This window comes from Catellatospora coxensis (genome assembly GCF_016862635.1).
Classification (GTDB): Bacteria; Actinomycetota; Actinomycetes; order Mycobacteriales; family Micromonosporaceae; genus Catellatospora; species Catellatospora coxensis.
In genome coordinates, this window is sequence record NZ_BONI01000006.1 from 166,167 (window position 1) to 185,820 (window position 19,654).

Sequence of the window (19,654 nt, forward strand, 5' to 3'; positions counted from 1 at the left end):
CTTCCCTGAAGGGCCCGGTGACCGGGCGGGCATCGATGTGCGCCGCCCGGCCCCCGGAAATCGGTGGATGCTCTGCGCGTCAGCCCAGCTTGGCCACGTCGGACAGGACCTGGGTCCAGGCGTCGGCGGCGTTCTGCTTGCCCTGCTCGATGCGGCCCAGCCCGGCGCCGATCGTGTTGAACACGTCGCCCTGCTTCGGGCCCTGGTGCTGCGGCTGCACCGCCTGCGCCGAGGCCGTGAAGATCTTGCCGAGCGGCGCGTTGTTGAAGAAGGGCTTGCTGAACCCGGTCAGGTCCGGGTCGGTGTACAGCGACGGGGTCGACGGGAAGTTGCCGGTCGCCTTGAAGATCTTCTTCTGCTGCTCCGGCGCGGTCAGCCACTTGATCAGGTCGTACGCCGCCTGCGCGTTCTTGCCCTGCTTGGGCAGCGCCAGGTGCGAGCCGCCCATGCTGCCCGCCCCGCCCGGCACCGCGGCGATGTCCCACTTGCCGGCCGCGTCCTTGGCGTTGGTCTCGATGTATGCCGTCATCCACGCCGGGCACACGATGGTGGCGAAGGTGCCCTTGCCGAACGCCGCGCTCCACTCCGGCGTCCAGGCCGCGAGCTTCGCGGACTGGTCCGAGGCGATCGCGTCGACGGTCAGGTCCCAGGCCTTCTTCACGGCCGGGTTGCTGTCCACGATGAGCTTGTCGGCGTCGTCGTACACACCGGTCGAGGCCTGCTCGACCATGGCCCGGAACATGTTGCCCGAGGCCTCCATGAAGTACGACTTCGGCGCGGCGGCCTTGTACTTCTTGCCGGTGGCGACGTACTCCTCCCACGTCGGCCACAGCTTGGACACCTCGTCGCGGCCGGTGGGCAGGCCCGCCGCCTTGAACAGGTCGGTGCGGTAGCACATGGCCATGCCGCCCACGTCGGTGCCGAGACCGATCAGCGTCTTCTTGTCGGTCGACAGGCCCTGCTGCCACTTCCACGGCAGCCACTGGCTCTCCAGCGAGCCCGCGCCCAGGTCGAGCAGGTTGTGGAAGCGGTTCGGGGTGGCCGTGAAGCTGGACAGGTAGCCGATCTCGACGGCCTCGATGTCGGCCGCACCGCTGCCGGTGGCCAGATGCGAGATCAGGCTCTGGTGGTGGGCGGCGTAGTCGGAGATCCGCTCCTTGATCGTGATGTTCGGGTGCGCTTTCTGGTACTCCTCGTACAGCGGCTTGAAGCCGAAGTCGCCGAAGAGTGCGACGTTCAAAGTGATCTTCTCGTTGCCGCCGGGCTGCTCGTCGGAACCGCACGCGGCGGTCGCCAGCAGTCCGGTCACCATGATCGGGACCAGCAGGCGGCGCAGGGAGGCACGCATGACGACCCTCCTTGGGGGTGTCAGTAGGAACCCGGCCGCTCATCAGGGCAATTCGCGGCCGGGTTGAGAGAGCGCTCTCACAGCAGAGGATGGAGTCGTCCTCAAGCCCTGTCAAGGGCTGATTACCTTCTCGTTACCAAGCTGTGCAAACGCTCTCTCCCTGAAAGCGCTCTCACGTGCAGCTTCGTGCCGTAACGAGGACGGGGTAAGGTCACGGTCGCCGGGATGTGATCCGGCACAGGTCGGCGGCATTGCCACCGGCGATGAGCACAATGAGGAGAAGGCATGAGCCAGGCACATGAGCGGCCGACGCTGGAGGCCGTGGCACGTCTGGCGGGGGTGTCCCGGGCGACGGTGTCGCGGGTCGTCAACGGCTCGCCCAAGGTCGCCGAGCCGATCCGCAGCGCGGTGCGCCGGGCCGTCGAGGAGCTGGGCTACATCCCCAACGCGGCCGCCCGGAGCCTGGTCACCCAGCGCACCGACTCGATCGCCCTGGTCCTGCCGGAGAGCGCCAGCCGCGTCTTCTCCGACGACCCGTTCTTCCCGAGCATCATCCACGGCGTCAGCCAGGAGCTCGACGCCGCCGACAAGCAGCTCGTGCTGATGATGACCAACACGGTCGGCGGGTACGAGCGGGTCGAGCGCTACACCACCGCGCGCCACGTGGACGGGGTGCTGTTCGCCTCGACGCACGGCGTGGACCCGCTGCCCGGGCAGCTGCACCGGCTCGGCATGCCGGTCGTCGTCAGCGGCCGCCCGCTGGGCCGCTCGGCGGTCCCGTACGTCGACGTGGACCACATCGGCGGCGTGCGGGCCGCCGTACGCCACCTGCTCGACTCGGGCCGGTCCCGGATCGCCACCATCGCCGGGCCGCAGGACATGGTCGCCGGCATCGACCGGCTCGCCGGCTACCGGGCCGAGCTGCGCGGCTCCGACCGGCGCTCGATCGTGGCCGTCGGCGACTTCACCCGCGAGTCCGGCGCGACCGCGATGCGCCAGCTGCTGGAGGACGACCCGCTGCTCGACGCGGTCTTCGTCGCCTCGGACCTGATGGCGCACGGGGCCATCACCACGCTGCGCGAGCTCGGCCGGCGCATCCCCGAGGACGTCGCCGTGGTCGGCTTCGACGACTTCGACATCTCCCGGTACACCGACCCGCCGCTGACCACGGTCCGGCAGCCGATCCTGGAGCTGGGCCGCGAGCTGGCCCGCCAGCTGCTGCGGGTGATCGCGGGCGAGGAGGTCCCGCCGTCCGTGGTCCTGCCGACCGAACTCGTGGTACGCGCATCAGCCTGACCGGATTCGGATATACAGGACTCATGGCTGAAGAAGTGGACGTCATCGTCCTCGGCATGGGCGTCGGCGGCGAGGAGGTCGGCGGCAAGCTGGCCATGGCCGGGCTGAGCGTGCTCGGCATCGAGAACCGGCTCGTCGGCGGCGAGTGCCCGTACTGGGGCTGCATCCCGAGCAAGATGATGATCCGGGCTTCCGGCCTGCTGGCCGAGGGCCGCCGGATCAACGGCATGGCGGGCTCCTCGGAGGTCTTCCCCGACTGGGCGCCGGTCGCGAAGCGCATCCGCGAGGAGGCCACCGACTTCTGGGACGACAAGGTCGCCGTCGACCGGTTCACCGAGCGCGGCGGCCGCTTCCTGCGCGGCACCGGCAAGCTGGCCGGGCCGAAGCGGGTCGAGGTCGACGGGCAGGTGTACACCGCGCGCAAGGGCGTGGTCCTCGGCACCGGCACCAAGGCCGCGGTCCCGCCGATCCCCGGGCTGGCCGAGACCTCGTTCTGGACCAACAAGGAGGCCATCGAGGTCGAGGAGCTGCCGACGTCGCTGACCGTGCTCGGCGGCGGCGCGATCGGCCTGGAGCTGGCCCAGATGTTCCAGCGCTTCGGGGTGCGGGTCACCGTCATCGAGGCGATGGACCGGCTGATGGCGTACGAGGAGCCCGAGTCGTCGGAGCTGATCACCGAGGTGCTCCAGCGGGACGGCGTCGCCGTGCACACCGGCTGCCGGGCGGTCCGGGTCGAGGGCAACACCGTGCACCTGGCGGACGGCCGATCGTTCGCCTCGGAGAAGCTGCTCGTCGCCACCGGGCGCACCGCCGACCTGCACAAGCTCGGCCTGGACACGGTCGGCCTGGACCCGGCGGCCAAGGAGATCACCGTGGACGGGCACATGCGGGCCGCCGACGGGCTGTGGGCCGTCGGCGACTGCACCGGCCACGGCGCGTTCACGCACATGGCGATGTACCAGGCGGCCATCGCGATCCGCGACATCCTCGGCCAGGAGGGGCCGCCCGCCGACTACCGGGCGCACCCCCGGGTCACCTTCACCGACCCCGAGATCGGCTCGGTCGGGCTGACCGAGGAGGCGGCCCGCCACCAGGGCATCCACGTGCAGACTGCGTACACCAAGATCCCCGAGGCGACCCGCGGCTGGATCCACAAGGCGGGCAACGACGGGTTCATCAAGCTCGTCGCCGACCGCGACCGGGACGTGCTGGTCGGCGCTACCTCGGCCGGGCCGACCGGCGGCGAGGTGCTCAGCGCGCTGGCCGTCGCCGTGCACGCCCAGGTCCCGGTGCACGTCCTGCAACACATGATCTACGCGTACCCGACCTTCCACCGCGCCATCGAGGCGGCCGTACAGCAGCTGGAGGTGTAGGGCACACTGCGGCCATGAGCGAGCGGCAGCGAGCGAATCATGAGCCCAGTGGCCATGCCTGCGACGAGCGCAGCGAGGAGCAGGCATGACGCAGCTCATCGTCCGGCTCGGGCTGGCCGGCATGGCGGTGGTGCACCTGTGGTGGGGGCTGTGGGCCTACTCCGCCCCGCGCCACTTCTTCACCACGTTCCCCGGCCTCGGCCACCACTGGACCGCCGCGTACCCGCCGTACAACGAGCACCTCACGGCCGACCTGGGCGCGACGTTCCTGACCCTGGCCGTCCTGCTGGCCGTACCCGCGATCCGCTACCGCCGCGCCACCGCCCGCCTCGCCCTGGCCGGCTCCATCACCTTCAACACCCTCCACCTGGGCTTCCACACCTTCCACCACGGCACCCTCACCGGCCTCGACCTCGGGGCGAGCCTCGTCACCCTCGTCGCGGGCCTGGGCGTGCCGGTCGCACTCTTCCTGCTGGCCCCAAAGGAAGGGCACCTTCTTCACGCTCCGCGTTAAAGAAGGTGCCCTTCTTAACCTTCGGCACCCGCTGAGCTGCGGATTTTCTTCAGGCGAGCTGGGTGGACTGGAGGCGGGCGTACGAGCCGCGGCGGGAGAGAAGCTCGCCGTGGTCGCCGATCTCCTCGATGCGGCCGTCGCGCATGACGATGATGCGGTCGGCGTTGCGGATGGTGGACAGCCGGTGCGCGACGACGAAGACGGTACGGCCCGCGACCAGGCGCTCCATGGCCTGCTGGATCAGCGCCTCGGAGTGGGTGTCCAGAGCGGAGGTCGCCTCGTCGAGGATCAGCACACGCGGGTCGCGGATCAGCGCCCGCGCGATGGCCAGGCGCTGGCGCTGGCCGCCGGACAGGCGCGCGCCGCGCTCGCCGACGACCGTGTCCAGGCCGTCGGTGAGCTGGTCGACGAAGTCCAGCGCGTTCGCGTCGGCCAGCGCCTGGCGGACCCGGTCCAGGGGCACGTCGGCCATGCCGTACGTGACGTTCTCGAAGATGCTGCCCTCGAACAGGATCGGCTCCTGCGGCACCACCGACACGAAACGCCGGTAGGTGCGCAGGTCCAGGGTCTCCATGTCGCGGCCGTCGAGCAGCAGGCGGCCCGAGGTCGGCCGGAGGAAGCCGATGACCAGGTTCAGGATGGTGGACTTGCCCGCGCCCGACGGGCCGACCAGCGCGATGCGCTCACCCGCCGCGACGTCGAGGTCGAAGTCGCGTACGGCGCTGCCTGCCGCTCCGTCGTACGCGAAACCCACGCCCTCGAACCGCACCGCGCCGCGCACCTCGTCGACCCGCAGCTTGCCCGCGTTGACCTCCAGGTCGGGGGCCTGCAGCAGCTCGCCCGCCGAGCGCACCGACTCCAGCCCCTTGACGAAGATCGGGCCGAGGCTCATCAGCGTCATCACCGAGCCGGTCAGCGTGGAGAAGTACGCGCTCAGCATCACCACGTCGCCCTCGGTGATCGGGGCCCAGCCGTAGTACGCGACCAGCGCCGACCCGGCCAGGCAGGCCACGCTCAGCACCTGCATCTGGGTCCAGGCCAGCGCGCCGAAGCGGCCGTTGAGCAGGTCCAGGCGCAGACCCGCGCGCAGTACGCGGTCCAGCGAGCCGTCCACCCGGCGCAGCGCGTCGCGTTCCAGGCCGTGCGCGCGGGTGATCGGGATCAGCGTGGTCATCTCGGCGACCCGCGACGACAGCCGCTCGACCTCGCGGCGGAACGACTCGTTGTCGGTGCGCATCCGGTTGCGCAGCTTCATCACCAGGAACGCCGCGCAGGGCACCAGCACCAGGAACACCGGCAGGAACAGCGGGGCCCGCAGCGCGATCACGACGGTGCCGCCGAGCAGCATCATCAGCGCGCCCACGCCCACGTCGCCGGCCTGCTGCACCATCTGCTCGATCGCCTCGACGTCGCGGATCACCTTCGACTGCAGCACGGCCGCGCTGGAGCGGGAGTGGTAGCCGATGGACAGCTCCTGCATCCGGCGGCACAGGGCCGAGCGCAGGCGGGTGCCCATCCGGCGGACGGAGCCGCTGTGGTTGCGTACGAACAGCACGTGGAAGGGGTAGTTGAGGCTCAGGCAGGCGAGCATGAGGCCCGCGTTCCACCACAGCCGCTCGACCGGTTCGTGGCGCACCACGACGTCGATCACGTTGGCGGTGACCAGGGGCAGCAGCCAGGTCGGGCTGTGCTTGACGGCGAACGCCAGCACCCCGAGCAGCAGCCGCCAGCGGTCCTCGCGCAGCAGGTAGGCGACGGTGCGTACCGGGTGTTCGCCGTGGTAGCGGTGGTCAAGGGGATGCTGGGCCAGCGCCATGTCGTAACCTGCCTCGCCGGGCGGCCCGCGCGCTTCGGGGTCCTCGGGCGCGGCGAGCGGCCCTTCGCCTTCGAAGTCCAGGCACGAGCCTAGGCGACGGCGACCTCGCGGGCCAAGGCGGTCGGCGTCGAGCCGCTGCGCCCTGCCCACCGCGGCCGGCCGGGCGGCCGCCTGGGCGACGCGGCGCACCCGTCTCCAACCGGGCACGTCTGCCCTGCTCAGCCGCATCGCGACGTCAGGAAGGGCACCTTCTACAACGCGGAGCGTTAAGAAGGTGCCCTTCCTGACGCTTGCTCTTGTTCAGGCGAGGGACTGGACTACTTCCAGGGCGCTGGTGACGTGTTTGCCGATGTTGGCCTGGGAGGAGAAGACGTTGCGGACCACGCCCTCGCGGTCGATGACGTAGGTGACCCGGCCGGGCAGCAGACCGAAGGTGGCCGGGACGTCGTACGCCTTGCGCACCTCGCCGCCCGCGTCGGCCAGCAGCAGGAACGGCAGCCGGTAGCGCTGGGCGAAGCCGTCGTGCGACTCGACGGAGTCCGAGCTGACGCCGATGACCTGCGCACCGGCCTCGGTGAAGACCTCGTAGCTGTCCCGGAAGGAGCAGGCCTCGGCAGTGCAGCCGGAGGTGTTGTCCTTGGGGTAGAAGTACAGGACCACGGTCTGCTTGCCGCGGAAGTCGCTGAGCCGCACCGTCTCACCGCCCTGCGAGGGCAGCTCGAAGTCGGGGGCCACCTCGCCCACCTGCGGACCACGTGCCTTCGCCATGCCTGCCTCCACTGTCACCGGAACATCCACCGTAGGACCCGAATCGTATTCGTGTCCGCCCGGGCCGACCACATGCGCCGACGGCGGAGGGCCGATACAGAGCGTATCGGCCCTCCGGTCCTGCTCAGCCGCTCTCAGCTGCAGGTGACGTTGTTCAGTTTGAAGGCGGTCGGATTCGTGTTGGTCCCGCTGTACGTCGCCTGGAAGCCGAAGTTCGCGGTCCCGTTCGTGGCGATGCTGCCGTTGTGCCCGGCGTTGCGGGCCGTGACGTTCGCCCCGCTGGCCGTGACCGTGGCGTTCCAGGCGTTGGTGACCGCCTGGTTGCCGCTGTACGTCCAGGTCAGCGTCCACGACGTGAGCGCCGGCCCACGGTTGGTGATGACCACCGACGCCACGAAGCCGTTGTTCCACTGGCTGTCGATCTTGTAGCTCACCGAGCAGGCCCCGGTGCCCTGGCTGGCCGACGGGGACGGCGAGGGCGGGGTGGACGGCGAGGCCGAGGGCGACGGCGGAGCCGACGGGGACGGCGACGCCGAGCGCGACGGGGACACCGACGGCGACGGCACCGTGGACGGGCTCGGCGGCGGGCTGGTCACGATGCCGTTCTGCGCCAGCGAGTACGCCAGGTCCGGCACGAACTGCCCCGCGGCCGCGGCGCAGCCGTCCGCCTCACCCGGCGGCTTGATCCAGATGAACGCGTCGACGGTCGCCTCGTTGGTGGCGGTCGTCGGCGCCTGCCCGGTGCCCCGGCCCGCCGGGTCGCACCACTCGCTGCCCAGCGGGCCCTTGCCGTTGCGGGCGGTGTCGATGACCTGGTGCAGGTTGCCGTTGCCGAGCGCGGTGAGCACGTTGCGGCCGAAGCTGATCTCGTCGGCGGTCCAGCGGAAGTTGGAGGCGTTGGAGTAGAAACCGGCCGCGTTGGCCACGCCCGCCGCCTGCAGCCGCGACGCGGTGTCCGCCGCGCTGTTCCAGGCCGAGTGACCCGCGTCGAGATACACCTTCACGCTCGGGTTGACCTGCTTGAACTTCGTCACCGCGTAGCTGATCGCGGAGTTGCGGTCGGCCTTCTCGGTCGACGACAGGCAGGTCTGCAGGGCCAGCGAGTCCGGCTCCAGGATGATCACGGCGGTGCGCGTGCCGAGGCCGGCGGCGAAGCTGTCGATCCAGGTCCGGTACGCGCTGATGGTCGGCGCGCCGCCCGCGCTCGCCCCGCCGCAGTCGCGGTTGGGCAGCATGTACGGCACGAGCACCGGGATCTGGTTCACGCTGTTCGCGGCGTTGACGTATGACGTCACCTGAGACTGGATCGTGCTCTGGTTGTAATTGGCGAACCAGCGCGCCTGCGGCTGGCTGCCGATGCGCTGGCTGATCAGCGACGCGCGCGAGTCGTTCGGGTTGGCCGCGAGCCACTGGTTCACGCCGGACGTGGGATCGCGGTAGAAGCTGCCGGTCAGGGTGCCGGCCGAGGCTTCGGTGGTCGCCAGCAGCACCCCGGCCAGGGCGGTCGCGGCGGTCATGGCGGCGGCCGCGCCGAGCGCGACCAGGCGCCGGTCAGACCGGCGGCGGTGGTGCGGCGATGACGTGAGATCGGGGGTCAACGCACTCTCCTTGAGACGTCTGTGATTCGGTCGACGTGCAGATTCCTGCCCGGACCCGGCTACGACAGACGTCACGGCCTACGCCACCCGTACGAACCAAATGGTTCTGCCCTTCGCACGACGGCGCCTCAGCTCCACCTCCATCATTCCCTCCCACCACACCAAAAGGAAGGGCACCTTGTTAACGCTATTGGTAGAGGAAGGGCACCTTGTTAACGCTCCACCCTCCGTGAGCAGGCACGGAGCAGGTCCGCGTCAGGCCGGGCCGAGCAGCCAGAGGATCAGGGTGAGGGTGCCCATCGACAGCAGGCTGGAGAACAGGATCGCGTCCCTGCTCAGCGCGGTCGAGGCACGGAACTCCGAGGCGTACACGAAGGTGTTCTGCGCCGTCGGCAGGCCCGCGACCAGCGTCACCGCCAGCAGCGCCGCACCGTCCAGGCCCAGCAGGTATCGCCCGATCAGATAAGCCGCCAGCGGCTGCGCGACCACCTTCAGTAGCACCGCCGCGGTCACCTCGCGCCCCGGCAGCCGCCACGACGACGCGTCCGTCTGGTGCAGCGACATGCCCAGCGCGAACAGCGCCGCCGGCACCGCCGCGCCGCCCAGCAGCTCCAGCGGCCGCAGCAGCCACTCCGGCGGCAGCCACCCGGCCGCGCTCGCGGTCACACCTGCCATCGACCCCAGGATCACGGGGGTACGCAGCGGCAGCATCGCCAGCCGCCGCCAGCGCGACACCGCGACGCTACCGGCCCGCTCCCCCGCCCCGGTGCCGCGCGCCGGCCCGGTCGCCCCGGCGTGCACACCCTCCCCCGTGCTCACGCCCGTGGCCGCACCGTTCACGGCAGCCCGTGCCGCTTCCTCGGCCGCCAGCCGGTCCAGCTCGGCCCGGTGCGCGGAGGCGTCGAGCCGCCCGACGATCAGCGGGGTCAGCAGCATGGTCTGGAAGACCAGCACCGCCATGATCAGCGAGACGTCGTCGAGCACGTACACCGCGACCGGCACGCCGAGGTTGCCCGCGTTGAGATACGCCGAGGCCATCGCCGCGATGACCCGGTCCCCGTCGGGGCCGGGCATGAGCCGGCGCGCGACGGCGTACACCGACAGCCCGATCAGCAGCGTGCTCAGCGCGATGGCGGCCAGCGGGCGCAGCGGCAGGTCCCCGAGCGGCACCTTGACCAGCGACGTGAACAGCACGCACGGGATCGCGATGACGAAGGTGAAGTGCGCCAGCGCCTGCTGGGTGGCCCGGGTGAGCACCCCGAAGCGCATCGTGCCCCAGCCCAGGGCGGTGATCATCCAGATCGGAGCGAACGCGGCGAACACCTGGTCACGCTAGTCCTCGGCCCGCCGCACCCGCACAGCCGGGTGCCGCGCGCGCCGAACCACCGCCGCCATGATCGCCCGATTTGCGTGGCATATGGTCGTATCGGCGCTCAAGATACGCACAGGTGCCCGGCACATCGACCGATCTTGGCGGCGCGAACACGCCGATGCGGGCGCCGGTCACGTGGACCGGCGGACGACCGGCCCGTTCACGCGCGATCGGCCCTGCTCACCCCGCATCCCGCGTTAAGAAGGGCACCTTCTTTAACGCGGAGCGTTAAGAAGGTGCCCTTCCTTTGCCCACACCCCCCGCGGCAGCTACAGCTGGGCGCGGAGGTCCTTGCGGAGGATCTTGCCGGAGGCGCTCTTCGGGATGGCGTCGACGAAGGTGACCGCGCGGACCCGCTTGTACGGGGCGACCCGCTCCGCGACGTAGTCCTTGACGTCCTGGGCGCTCAGCTCGGCGCCGGGGGCGGCCGCGACGAAGGCGTGCGGGATCTCCTCGCCCTCGGCGTCGTGCCCGGCGACCACCGCCGCGTCCGCGATCGACGGGTGGCCCAGCAGCACCGCCTCCAGCTCAGCCGGCGGCACCTGGTAACCCTTGTACTTGATCAGCTCCTTGACCCGGTCGACGATGAACCAGTCCCCGTCCGCGTCGACCAGGCCCACGTCACCCGTGTGCAGCCAGCCGTCGGCGTCGACGGTCGCGTCGGTGTCGGCGCGGCGGCCCAGGTAGCCCTGCATCACCTGCGGGCCCTTGATCCACAGCTCGCCGGGCTCGCCGGTGCCGAGGTCGTCGCCGGTGGCCACGTCCACGACCCGGGCCAGCGTGTTCGGGATCAGCGGGCCGACGGTGCCGGGCTTGACCCGGGTGTCGCCGTGGACCTGCGCGTGCGACACCGGCGACAGCTCGGTCATGCCGTAGCCCTGCTGCACCACGCAGCCCAGCCGGGTCGCGCAGGCCTGCGCGAGTTCGCCGTCGAGCGGGGCCGCGCCGGAGAACACGACCTGCAGGGCGGACAGGTCGTACTGGTCGACGAGCGGGTGCTTGGCCAGCGCCAGCACGATCGGCGGCGCGACGAACGCGCGGCTGACCTTCTGGTCCTGCATCGCGGTCAGGAACTCGGCCAGGTCGAAGCGCGGCAGCACGATCAGCGTCGCGCCCTTGGACAGGGCCATGTTCATCAGCACGGTCAGCCCGTAGATGTGGAAGAACGGCAGCACCGCCAGCACCTTGTCGGCGGGGTCGTACTTCACGACCTGCTGGGTCTGCGCGATGTTGGCGACCAGGTTGCGGTGGGTGAGCATGACGCCCTTGGCGACGCCGGTGGTCCCGCTGGAGTACGGCAGCACGGCCAGCGCCGTGGCCGGGTCGATCTCGACCACCGGCGCGGGCTCGGTCGTGGCCATCAGCTCCTGCACCGAGCGGTATCCCTCAGCCGTGTCGCAGACGAGGATCTCCTGCACCTGGGCGGCGGCGGCCGTCGCGCGGTCGAGGAACGGCGACACGGTGACCAGCAGCTTCGCGCCGGAGTCGCTGAGCTGGGTGGTCAGGTCCTTCGGCGTGGCCAGCGCGTTGACGGTGGTGACCGTCGCACCCGCGGCCAAGGCGGCGTGGAAGACCACCGGGTAGAGCAGCGTGTTCGGGCTGAACAGGGCCAGCACGTCACCCGGCTTCAGCCCGGCCCCGGCCAGCCCGGCGGCGAGCCGGTCCACCATGTGCGCGAGCTGCCCGTACGTCAGCGTCTGCCCGGTGCGGCCGTCGACGAGCGCGGGATGGTCGCCGCGCGCCGCCGCGGGTCCGATCACGAGCTGCGGGACGGAGACCTCGGGGATCTCGACGTCGGCCATGGGGCTGGAAAAGGGCATCGTCGCCTCACTCTCGTACGCGGTGCACGTCGAAGTTCCGTCATCATGCGTGCACGTTCACCGTTCGGCAATACCCCGGCAACGGTCGGCGACCCCCGCAACGATCTTGCGTAAGTGTCCCCCACGACACGCCCATAACGGACGGACGCGAGGCCACCCGCGCAAGATCGCCAGACGGGCCCCGGTGCCGCTGCGCGTCGTGGTGGTTCGGGGGCGGGCGTGGGATACAACTAGCGACGAGGCCGTGAGCTGCGCATTTGTTGCGCGCTCGGGGGTGGCCGACTCATGTCGCAACCATGCGGGGGAACGTACATGCGACCTATCACGACAGGACTGCGCGTCCTGGGCGTTGTCGCCGCCAGCACCATCATCGCCCTGGCGGCGCCACACGCCGCCGGAGCGGAGGACGTGAAGGGCGGGGGCAGCCACGGTGGCGGGGGCAGCCAGGGCAAGCCGAAGCCGAAGCCGAAACCGGAGCTGCCGGTCGCGGGCGTCGAGTCCTGGGGTTTCAACGACTCCGGTCAGCTCGGCGACGGCACGCTGATCACCCGGCCGAGCGCGGTCACCGCCCGCGTGCCGGACGAGGTCCGCGACGTCGAGGGAGGCGGCCGGTTCAGCCTGGCGCTGCTGCACAACGGCACGGTGAAGGCGTGGGGCGACAACGGGGACGGCCAGCTCGGCGACGGCACCACCATCGACCGGCCGGTGCCCGGCTCCGTGCCGAACGTGCGCGGGGTGAAGGCGCTCGCCGCGGGCGGGGCGCACAGCCTCGCCCTGCTCACCAACGGCACCGTGCTGGCCTGGGGCGACAACGACCGCGGCCAGCTCGGCGACGGCACCACCGACGACCGCACCACCGCGGTCCCCGTCACCGGGCTGACCGGGCTGAAGGTCGTCGGCATCGCCGCCGGCTCGCAGTTCAGCCTGGCGCTGCTGGCCGACGGCACGCTGCGCGCCTGGGGCGACAACCGCTCGGGTCAGCTGGGCATCGGCGAGGTCGGCCTCGACCCGCAGACCACGCCGGTGACGGTGGGCGGCCTCGCGGGCGTACGGGTCAAGCAGGTCGACGCGGGCGACAGCCACGCGCTGGCCGTGCTCGGCAACGGGACCGTCCGCGGCTGGGGCGAGAACTCGCGCGCCCAGGTCGGCAACGGCACCGCCAGCACCGACCCCGTGCCGACCCCGACCCAGGTCGTCGACCTCACCGGGGCCAGGACCGTGAACGCGGGCGGCTTCTCCAGCTTCGCGATCCTGGTCAACGGCCGGGTGAAGGGCTGGGGCGCGAACGGCGACGGCCAGCTCGGCCTCGGCACGACGGCGACCCCGCAGCTGCGCCCCGCCGAAGCGGTCGGCCTGACCGGTGTCGCCGACATCTCCACCGCCGGGTCCGGCGCCGGCCTCGACGGCGGTTTCACCGTCGCCATCAGCAACGGCGTCATCAAAGCCTGGGGCGACAACAGCTCCGGCCAGGTCGGCATCGGGTTCACCGGGTTCGACCCGGTGCTCGTCCCGGCGACCGTGGTGACCGGCCTGGACAAGCCGAAGGACGTGTCGACCGGCTTCCAGTTCGCCCTGGCGACCTGAGCGGCGGCAGCCCGAACGGAACGGGGCGGCACGCACGGCGTGCCGCCCCGGTGTCTCTTCGAGTACGAGCGTCGGTGGCCGCCCTGGCGCGTATCGCCGAGCACCGCCGCCCGATGCGCCTACGCCAACGCGGGCGGTGGCTCCAGTACGCCGCCCTGCCACGAACCGAGCCGGGTCCACTGACCGTCGGCGCCGCGGCGCAGGATCCCGTCACGCCCGTTGGCCACCAGCACCACGTGCCCGTTGCCCACCTCGCGCACGACCAGCGCGAACGACATCAGGTCACCGGTCGGCTCACCCGTCGGGCCGAAGAGCCCACGTCGCTCGTAGGCTTCGGTCAGCTTCGCCAGCTGACTGCCGCTGATCTCCCAGGCGGTCTGCCAGGTCACGCCGCCGTCCGCGCTGGACTCGACCCGCAGTCCGCCCGTGACGACCCGGTAGCAGGCACTCCCGGCGCAGTCCTGTCTCGACGCCTGCAGCGCGGTCGCGCTGTCCGGTTCGCGGTCGAGGGCGGTCCAGGTGAGCCCGTCGTCGGCGCTGACGGCCCACTCGACGTCGGACCTGCCGTTCACGCCGAGCACCACCCGCCCGCCGTCCTCGTGCAGCAGGATCGCCTCCGGCCCGCGCTGCGGGCTGGCAGTGGTGGCGGTGGTGGCCAGCAGCGCGACCGGCAGCAGGAGCGCCCCGCGCACCAGGCGGGCCGTGCCACGGCTCGGGGCCGGTCGCCGGGCGGTGCGCTGCCAGGCCCACCGGCACAGCGCCAGCGCGGGTAGCGCCAGCAGGTCGGTGACGTCGGCTCGGACCAGGGACGGCTCGTTGACCAGCGACCACGCCTGCGAGGCGAGCTGTGCGCCGTACGCCGTCGCCTTCACGAACGCGAAGCCGGCGGCGGTCGCGGCCAGCGCGCCGACCGCGAGCGCGCGGGCCGGCACGCGCGGCACGACGGCCGCCACCAGTACCGCCAGCAGCGGCGGGAACATCAGCATCCCCGCGACGTCGCTGAGCTTGCCGGTGACCGGCCCCGGCTGCCAGGCCTTGAACAGGTGGTCATTGGCCAGCAGCAGGGCCAGTCCGGCCACGCTTATCGGATGCGCCGACCACGCCAGCGCGCGGCGCATTGCGTCGTGAGAATCCCCGTCGTCCATGCCGCACAGGATGACGGCCGGACGCAACCAGCGCGGGCCCGTGCCGGGTCAGCCCTCGTTCTTGTCGCCCTTGCTGTGCTCGGCGAGGAACCTCTCCAACTCCGCGCCCAGCTCGTCGGCGGTGGGCAGCGGCGCGGGCTCGGTCAGCAGGTTGCTGGCGCGGCCGCGCATGAACGCGTCGTACTGCTCCTCCAGCGCCTTGACCACGGCCGCGGCCTGGTGGTTGTCGGTCAGCTGGCGCTCGATCTCGGCGCGCACCCGGTCGCCGGCCTCGCGCAGGTCCTCGGTCGGCAGCAGCAGGCCGGTGGCCCGCGACACCGACGTCAGCAGCAGCTCGGCGGCCTGCGGGTACTCGCTGTCGGCGAGGTAGTGCGGCACGTGCGCGGCGAAGCCCATGGCGTCGTGCCCGGCCTCGCCCAGCCGGTACTCCAGCAGGTTGGTCATGCTCGCCGGGACCTGCACGTCGGCGATCCACGGCTCGTGCCCGACCACCAGCTCCGGCCGGGTGCCGTGGGCGGTGATGCCGGCGGGGCGGGTGTGCGGCACGGACATCGGGATGGCGTGCACCCCGATGGTCAGCCGCACCTGGAGCTGCTCGATCAGGCCCGTCGTGGCGGCCACGAAACGCTCCCACTGGAAGTCCGGCTCGGGGCCGGTGAGCAGCAGGAACGGGGTGTCGTCGTGGTCGCGCAGGGCGTGCAGCTCCAGCTTGGGCTCGTCGTACGCCTCCCAGTGGTCGGCCGAGAAGTGCATCAGCGGCCGGCGGGAGCGGTAGTCGTAGAGCTGGTCGAGGTCGAACTCGGCCACCACGGTCGAGTCGAGCGAGTCGAGCAGGTGCTCGCGGGCGAGCTTGCCGGCCGAACCGGCGTCGACGAACCCCGAGAGCGCGTGCAGCAGGACCGGACGGCCCAGCTCGGGCAGTTCGTCGGTCAGCTGGTAGAGCTTCTGTGGGTCGAGCACGTCGTTCGCCTCCTGCAGATGGTCGTTCCACCGGAGCCAACAACGCGCACGGGGAGCGCATTCCTGTTCCGGAACACCATCGTTCCGGATTCCCGTACCGCGGGTACGGGGGACCCCGTTTCGCAGGGGGATACGCCGGGCGCGCAGGCGGGCGCGCCCGGCGTATGTCAGCTCAGGCAGCCACCGTAGCGCCGAGACGGCGGGCCGCCTCATGGGCCTCATCGTCGGCCGGCGCCGCCTGCTCCTTGCGGCCGAGCCAACCCACGGCGACCAGCGCGAGGCCGATCAGCGCCCAGGAGACCAGCACCCAGGCCGCCGCGCCGCCGCCCGCGCCGCCGAACCAGGCGGCCGAGCGCAGCAGGGTCGCGCCCGCCCCGATGGGCAACCACTGGCCGACCTCGCCCCAGGGCTGCGGCAACATCTCCGGGGCCGCGCCGACCGCGCCGAGCGCGTTGCCGACCAGCAGGACGAGCACCGCGCCCACGCCGATGCCGCGCGGGCCGGCGACGCTGGCCAGCCCGTGGATGGTGGCGCTGATGGCCAGGGTGAGCAGCGAGATGACACCGGCCACCGCCCACCAGTCGCCGCCGACGACCCCGAGCCAGCTGTGCAGCACGGCCGCACCGCCGGCACCGGCCAGCGCGGCGAAGGTGAACAGGCCGACGACGCGGGCCGCGAAGGCCGGCACGGCGAAGTAGAGCGCGATCGCGGCGGCCATGGCCGTGATGATCAACGGGAAGAAGCCCGCGGCGAAGCCTGCCCCGTGCGGGTCGTCGGCGGTCAGCGGAGCCAGGTCCTCGACCGTGACCTGCATGCCGGTGCCCGCGCCGAGCTGCGTGGCGGCGGCGGCGAACAGGTTCGCGACGGCCGGGGCGGCGCCCGACGCGGTGTGCAGGGTGACGCCGGTGGGGCTGAGGATGAAGGCGGCGTACGCCTGCCGGTCGAGCACCGCCGCGTCGGCCGCGGCGGCGTCGGCGACCGCGGTGACCTCGAACGCGCCCGGGCTCATCGATTCGATCCTGGACGTGAAGGCCTCGACGGCCGGGGCGGGCCCGGCGACGGCCACGGGCAGGTCACGCGGCCCCAGGTTGGCGGCGGGTCCGGCGAACAGGGGCAGCAGCAGGGCCTGCAGGGCCATCACCCCGACGGCGATGACCACGGCCAGGGCCGCCGGGGGCGGGGTGCGGCGCATGGTGGATCTCCTTAAAACGAATGTTCGTTCTCTTTAGCGAAACCATGCGCCTGCTGCCCGCCACCTGTCAAGAACGATCGTTCGTTTTACGATGAGAGCCATGCCACGCGTCTCCGAAGCCCACCTCGCCGCCCGCCGCCAGCAGATCCTGGACGCCGCCCGGGCCTGCTTCGCGCGCAACGGTTTCCACGCCACCTCGATGCAGGACGTGATCTCCGAGGCCGGGCTGTCGGTCGGGGCGTTCTACCGCTACTTCAAGAGCAAGGAGGAACTCGTCACCGCCATCGCCGAGCAGGTGATCGGCCGAGTCAGCGACCTGCTCGACGAGGTGCGCGCGATCAACCCCCCACCGCCGATCGAGGACGTGATGCGCCGCCTGCTGCAGACCGTCGACCCGCAGTTCAGCCCGGACGGCGTGTTCCCGATGGCCCTGCAGGTCTGGGCCGAGTCGCTGCGCAACCCGGAGTTGGCCGCGTTCGTCCGCACGATCTACGGGCGGGTCCGCGGCCACTTCGACGAGATCGCTCGCGACCAGCAGGCCGCCGGGCGGCTGCCCGCCGACGCCGACCCCGAGGCGGTCGGCGCCGTGCTGTTCAGCATGGTGCCCGGGTACGCGCTGCAGCGCGTGCTGCTCGGACGGCCCGATCCGGACACCTTTCTCGCCGGCATCACGGCGCTGCTGCACGCTCCTGACAAGAACTGAGGCCCCGTCATACGGCTGTGACCTGGGTGACCACTGCGGTTCATGCGAGCTTTGTTGACTGATGACTCAGTCAGCAAGTAACCTTGCGGGGGAACCGGGAGGGGTGTCGGCATGGCCACGCGGGCCGCAGGGCGCAGCGAGCAGGTCTGGATCACCATGGACGACGGGGTCCGCCTTGCCGCGTCCCTGTACCTCCCCGCCGCCGACGGCCCGCAGCCCTGCCTGCTGGAGGCGCTGCCCTACCGCAAGGACGACATCACCTCCTCGTACGCCGAGGAGTACGAGCGCCTGCGCGACGAGTTCTCGTACGCCGTGTGCCGGGTCGACCTGCGCGGCACCGGCAGCAGCGAGGGCATCGCCGTCGACGAGTACCCGCTGCGCGAGCAGGACGACCTGGTCGCCGTCATCGCGTGGCTGGCCGGCCGGCCCTGGTGCGACGGGAACGTCGGCATGTACGGCACGTCCTACTCCGGGTTCAACGCGATCCAGGTCGCCATGCGCCGCCCGCCGGCGCTGAAGGCGATCGTGCCGATCTACGCGACCGACGACCGGTACACCGACGACGTGCACTACATGGGCGGCTCGCTGCGGCTGCTCGACGTCGTCGACTACCCGACGTACATGATCGCGATGAACGCGCTGCCGCCCGTGCCGTCTATCGCGGGGCCGGACTGGCGCGAGCGCTGGCACGACCGGCTCGACCGCACCGAGCCGTGGCTGCTGCGCTGGCTCGACGAGGCGACCGACGGCCCGTACTGGCGGCACGGCTCGCTGCGCGACCCGTCGCTGGACACCGACGAGGTCTACGGCAACGACTACGGCCGCATCGCCGTACCCACGATGATCGTCGCGGGCTGGGCCGACGGCTACCGCAACAACAGCTTCCGCACCGTCGCGCAGCTGCGCGACGCGGGTACCCCGGCGCGGCTGCTGGCCGGGCCGTGGAGCCACATGTCCGCCGAGTCCGCGCTGCCCGGCCCGCACCTCGACCTGGTCGCCGAGCTGGCGCGCTGGTTCGACCGCTGGCTGCGGGGCGCCGACAACGGGGTGGACGCGGAGCCGCCGTACACCTTCTTCCTGCGCGAATCCGGCGGCACCCCGGAGCCGGACGCGGCGCAGGTCGCGGGGTCCTGGCGGTCCATGCCGGACTGGCCGAACACGACCTGGCGCCGCCCGCTGTCCTGGGCGATCGGCGGCGGCACCCGGGTGCTCGCGGTCCGCGCCGACACCGGCACCGCCGCGTGGAACAGCTGCGCCGGGCGGCTGCCCTGGGGCCAGCCCACCGACCAGCGCTTCGACGACGCCGCCTCGCTCACCTGGGACTTCCCCGCCGAGACGGAGCCGCTGACGCTCATCGGGCTCGGCTGGGTCAGCCTGCGTATCGCGGCCGACCAGCCGGTGGCGAGCGTGTCCGTGAAGTTGTGCGACGTCGCCGACGACGGCACCTCGACGCTGATCACGCGCGGATTCCTCAACCTGACCCACCGCGACGGCCGCACCGAGCCGGTCCCGCTCACGCCGGGGGAATTCACCGACGCCGAGGTCGAGCTGGAGACCTGCGCCTACACGGTGCTGCCCGGACGCCGGCTGCGGCTGTCGATCAGCGGCGTGGACTGGCCGAACACCGTCGCGCCGCCGCGCCCGGTGACCCTGGCCGTGGACGGCGACCGCAGCACGATCCACCTGCCCGCGCTGCAGGCCCACGACCCCGCGCCCCGCTACGACCAGGGGCAGCGCGCGGTCGAGGGCGACCCGGTCGCGTGGCGGATCAGCGACGACGTCGTCGACCGTGTCACCACGGCCACCGTGGAGCACGGCTCCACGTGGGACATCACCGGCGGCACCTGCACCGACCGGTACAGCGCCTCGGTCAGCGTCGACCGGCGCACCTGGCGGCAGACGTCGACGTCCACCGCCCGGTTCACGCTCACCTGGGGCGAGACCAGCGTGAGCACCGAATGCGCGGTCGAGCTGACCGCCGACGCCGACCACCTGACGGTCGCGATCACGCTGCAGGCGTACGACGGCGACGCCGTCGTGAGCAAGCGCTGCTGGAACCACCAGGCGGCCCGCCGCTTCGGTTGACGTCCCCCATCGCGCCGACGTCGACCCTTTCCTCACTTCCTGCTTGGGAGACCTTTCCATGTCCGGCCTCGCGGTCGTCA

The 19,654-nt window shown here is 71.6% G+C and carries 15 protein-coding genes; 6 read left to right on the plus strand and 9 right to left on the minus strand.

Annotation, left to right across the window (positions count from 1 at the left end):
- Positions 1 to 79: 79 nt before the first annotated feature.
- Positions 80 to 1,348, minus strand: coding sequence for an ABC transporter substrate-binding protein (locus Cco03nite_RS05440; protein ID WP_239167137.1), 1,269 nt, complete (start codon positions 1,346 to 1,348; stop codon positions 80 to 82).
- A 285-nt stretch (positions 1,349 to 1,633) separates the two neighbouring features.
- Between Cco03nite_RS05440 and Cco03nite_RS05445 the strand changes: the two genes are divergently transcribed.
- From Cco03nite_RS05445 to Cco03nite_RS05455, 3 genes are all read left to right on the plus strand, one after another.
- Positions 1,634 to 2,644, plus strand: a complete 1,011-nt coding sequence (locus Cco03nite_RS05445; protein WP_203689050.1) for a LacI family DNA-binding transcriptional regulator — start codon at positions 1,634 to 1,636, stop codon at positions 2,642 to 2,644.
- 23 nt (positions 2,645 to 2,667) lie between these two features.
- Positions 2,668 to 4,017 (plus strand): dihydrolipoyl dehydrogenase family protein, encoded by a 1,350-nt coding sequence (locus Cco03nite_RS05450; protein ID WP_203689052.1) that lies wholly within the window; start codon positions 2,668 to 2,670, stop codon positions 4,015 to 4,017.
- Positions 4,018 to 4,102: 85 nt separating this feature from the next.
- Positions 4,103 to 4,531 (plus strand): hypothetical protein, encoded by a 429-nt coding sequence (locus tag Cco03nite_RS05455; RefSeq protein WP_203689054.1) that lies wholly within the window; start codon positions 4,103 to 4,105, stop codon positions 4,529 to 4,531.
- 49 nt (positions 4,532 to 4,580) lie between these two features.
- Here the strand turns inward: Cco03nite_RS05455 and Cco03nite_RS05460 are convergent, their stop codons facing one another.
- The 5 genes from Cco03nite_RS05460 to Cco03nite_RS05480 all read right to left on the minus strand — a co-directional run bounded on the left by Cco03nite_RS05460 (position 4,581) and on the right by Cco03nite_RS05480 (position 11,905).
- Entirely contained in the window at positions 4,581 to 6,554 is a 1,974-nt protein-coding gene (locus Cco03nite_RS05460; RefSeq protein WP_239167138.1) for an ABC transporter ATP-binding protein, read from the minus strand.
- A 93-nt stretch (positions 6,555 to 6,647) separates the two neighbouring features.
- The gene (locus Cco03nite_RS05465) at positions 6,648 to 7,115 is read right to left on the minus strand and encodes a peroxiredoxin (RefSeq protein ID WP_203689056.1); all 468 of its coding nucleotides are present in this window, start codon (positions 7,113 to 7,115) and stop codon (positions 6,648 to 6,650) included.
- A 134-nt stretch (positions 7,116 to 7,249) separates the two neighbouring features.
- Positions 7,250 to 8,713 carry a glycoside hydrolase family 6 protein gene (locus Cco03nite_RS05470; RefSeq protein WP_239167139.1) on the minus strand — a complete coding sequence of 488 codons (1,464 nt, stop codon included), beginning with the start codon at positions 8,711 to 8,713 and terminating at the stop codon, positions 7,250 to 7,252.
- Between the two features lie 255 nt (positions 8,714 to 8,968).
- Positions 8,969 to 10,036, minus strand: a complete 1,068-nt coding sequence (locus Cco03nite_RS05475) for an AEC family transporter (protein WP_203689058.1) — start codon at positions 10,034 to 10,036, stop codon at positions 8,969 to 8,971.
- Between the two features lie 318 nt (positions 10,037 to 10,354).
- The gene (locus tag Cco03nite_RS05480) at positions 10,355 to 11,905 is read right to left on the minus strand and encodes an AMP-binding protein (protein WP_203689059.1); all 1,551 of its coding nucleotides are present in this window, start codon (positions 11,903 to 11,905) and stop codon (positions 10,355 to 10,357) included.
- Between the two features lie 312 nt (positions 11,906 to 12,217).
- Here Cco03nite_RS05480 and Cco03nite_RS05485 point away from each other — a divergent pair, with 312 nt between their 5' ends.
- Positions 12,218 to 13,489 carry an RCC1 domain-containing protein gene (locus Cco03nite_RS05485; protein ID WP_203689060.1) on the plus strand — a complete coding sequence of 424 codons (1,272 nt, stop codon included), beginning with the start codon at positions 12,218 to 12,220 and terminating at the stop codon, positions 13,487 to 13,489.
- 119 nt (positions 13,490 to 13,608) lie between these two features.
- On the opposite strand, the gene Cco03nite_RS05490 is transcribed toward Cco03nite_RS05485, so the two are convergent.
- From Cco03nite_RS05490 to Cco03nite_RS05500, 3 genes are all read right to left on the minus strand, one after another.
- The gene (locus Cco03nite_RS05490) at positions 13,609 to 14,568 is read right to left on the minus strand and encodes a hypothetical protein (protein WP_203689061.1); all 960 of its coding nucleotides are present in this window, start codon (positions 14,566 to 14,568) and stop codon (positions 13,609 to 13,611) included.
- A gap of 114 nt (positions 14,569 to 14,682) precedes the next feature.
- Positions 14,683 to 15,594: a proteasome assembly chaperone family protein gene (locus Cco03nite_RS05495; protein ID WP_203689062.1), complete on the minus strand. Its 912-nt coding sequence runs from the start codon at positions 15,592 to 15,594 to the stop codon at positions 14,683 to 14,685.
- Between the two features lie 172 nt (positions 15,595 to 15,766).
- Positions 15,767 to 16,786 (minus strand): hypothetical protein, encoded by a 1,020-nt coding sequence (locus tag Cco03nite_RS05500; protein ID WP_203689063.1) that lies wholly within the window; start codon positions 16,784 to 16,786, stop codon positions 15,767 to 15,769.
- Positions 16,787 to 16,886: 100 nt separating this feature from the next.
- Here Cco03nite_RS05500 and Cco03nite_RS05505 point away from each other — a divergent pair, with 100 nt between their 5' ends.
- Positions 16,887 to 17,489, plus strand: a complete 603-nt coding sequence (locus Cco03nite_RS05505; RefSeq protein WP_203689064.1) for a TetR/AcrR family transcriptional regulator — start codon at positions 16,887 to 16,889, stop codon at positions 17,487 to 17,489.
- A gap of 111 nt (positions 17,490 to 17,600) precedes the next feature.
- Positions 17,601 to 19,574: a CocE/NonD family hydrolase gene (locus tag Cco03nite_RS05510; protein WP_203689071.1), complete on the plus strand. Its 1,974-nt coding sequence runs from the start codon at positions 17,601 to 17,603 to the stop codon at positions 19,572 to 19,574.
- The last annotated feature ends 80 nt before the right edge of the window (positions 19,575 to 19,654 follow it).

What these genes read in the sequence shown, in the direction of transcription:
- Cco03nite_RS05505 (WP_203689064.1), top strand. Translation starts at nt 16,887, where the DNA reads ATGCCACGCGTCTCCGAAGCCCACCTCGCCGCCCGCCGCCAGCAGATC.
- Cco03nite_RS05500 (WP_203689063.1), bottom strand. Translation starts at nt 16,786, where the DNA reads ATGCGCCGCACCCCGCCCCCGGCGGCCCTGGCCGTGGTCATCGCCGTC.
- Cco03nite_RS05450 (WP_203689052.1), top strand. Translation starts at nt 2,668, where the DNA reads ATGGCTGAAGAAGTGGACGTCATCGTCCTCGGCATGGGCGTCGGCGGC.
- Cco03nite_RS05445 (WP_203689050.1), top strand. Translation starts at nt 1,634, where the DNA reads ATGAGCCAGGCACATGAGCGGCCGACGCTGGAGGCCGTGGCACGTCTG.
- Cco03nite_RS05465 (WP_203689056.1), bottom strand. Translation starts at nt 7,115, where the DNA reads ATGGCGAAGGCACGTGGTCCGCAGGTGGGCGAGGTGGCCCCCGACTTC.
- Cco03nite_RS05480 (WP_203689059.1), bottom strand. Translation starts at nt 11,905, where the DNA reads ATGCCCTTTTCCAGCCCCATGGCCGACGTCGAGATCCCCGAGGTCTCC.
- Cco03nite_RS05440 (WP_239167137.1), bottom strand. Translation starts at nt 1,348, where the DNA reads ATGCGTGCCTCCCTGCGCCGCCTGCTGGTCCCGATCATGGTGACCGGA.
- Cco03nite_RS05455 (WP_203689054.1), top strand. Translation starts at nt 4,103, where the DNA reads ATGACGCAGCTCATCGTCCGGCTCGGGCTGGCCGGCATGGCGGTGGTG.
- Cco03nite_RS05485 (WP_203689060.1), top strand. Translation starts at nt 12,218, where the DNA reads ATGCGACCTATCACGACAGGACTGCGCGTCCTGGGCGTTGTCGCCGCC.
- Cco03nite_RS05510 (WP_203689071.1), top strand. Translation starts at nt 17,601, where the DNA reads ATGGCCACGCGGGCCGCAGGGCGCAGCGAGCAGGTCTGGATCACCATG.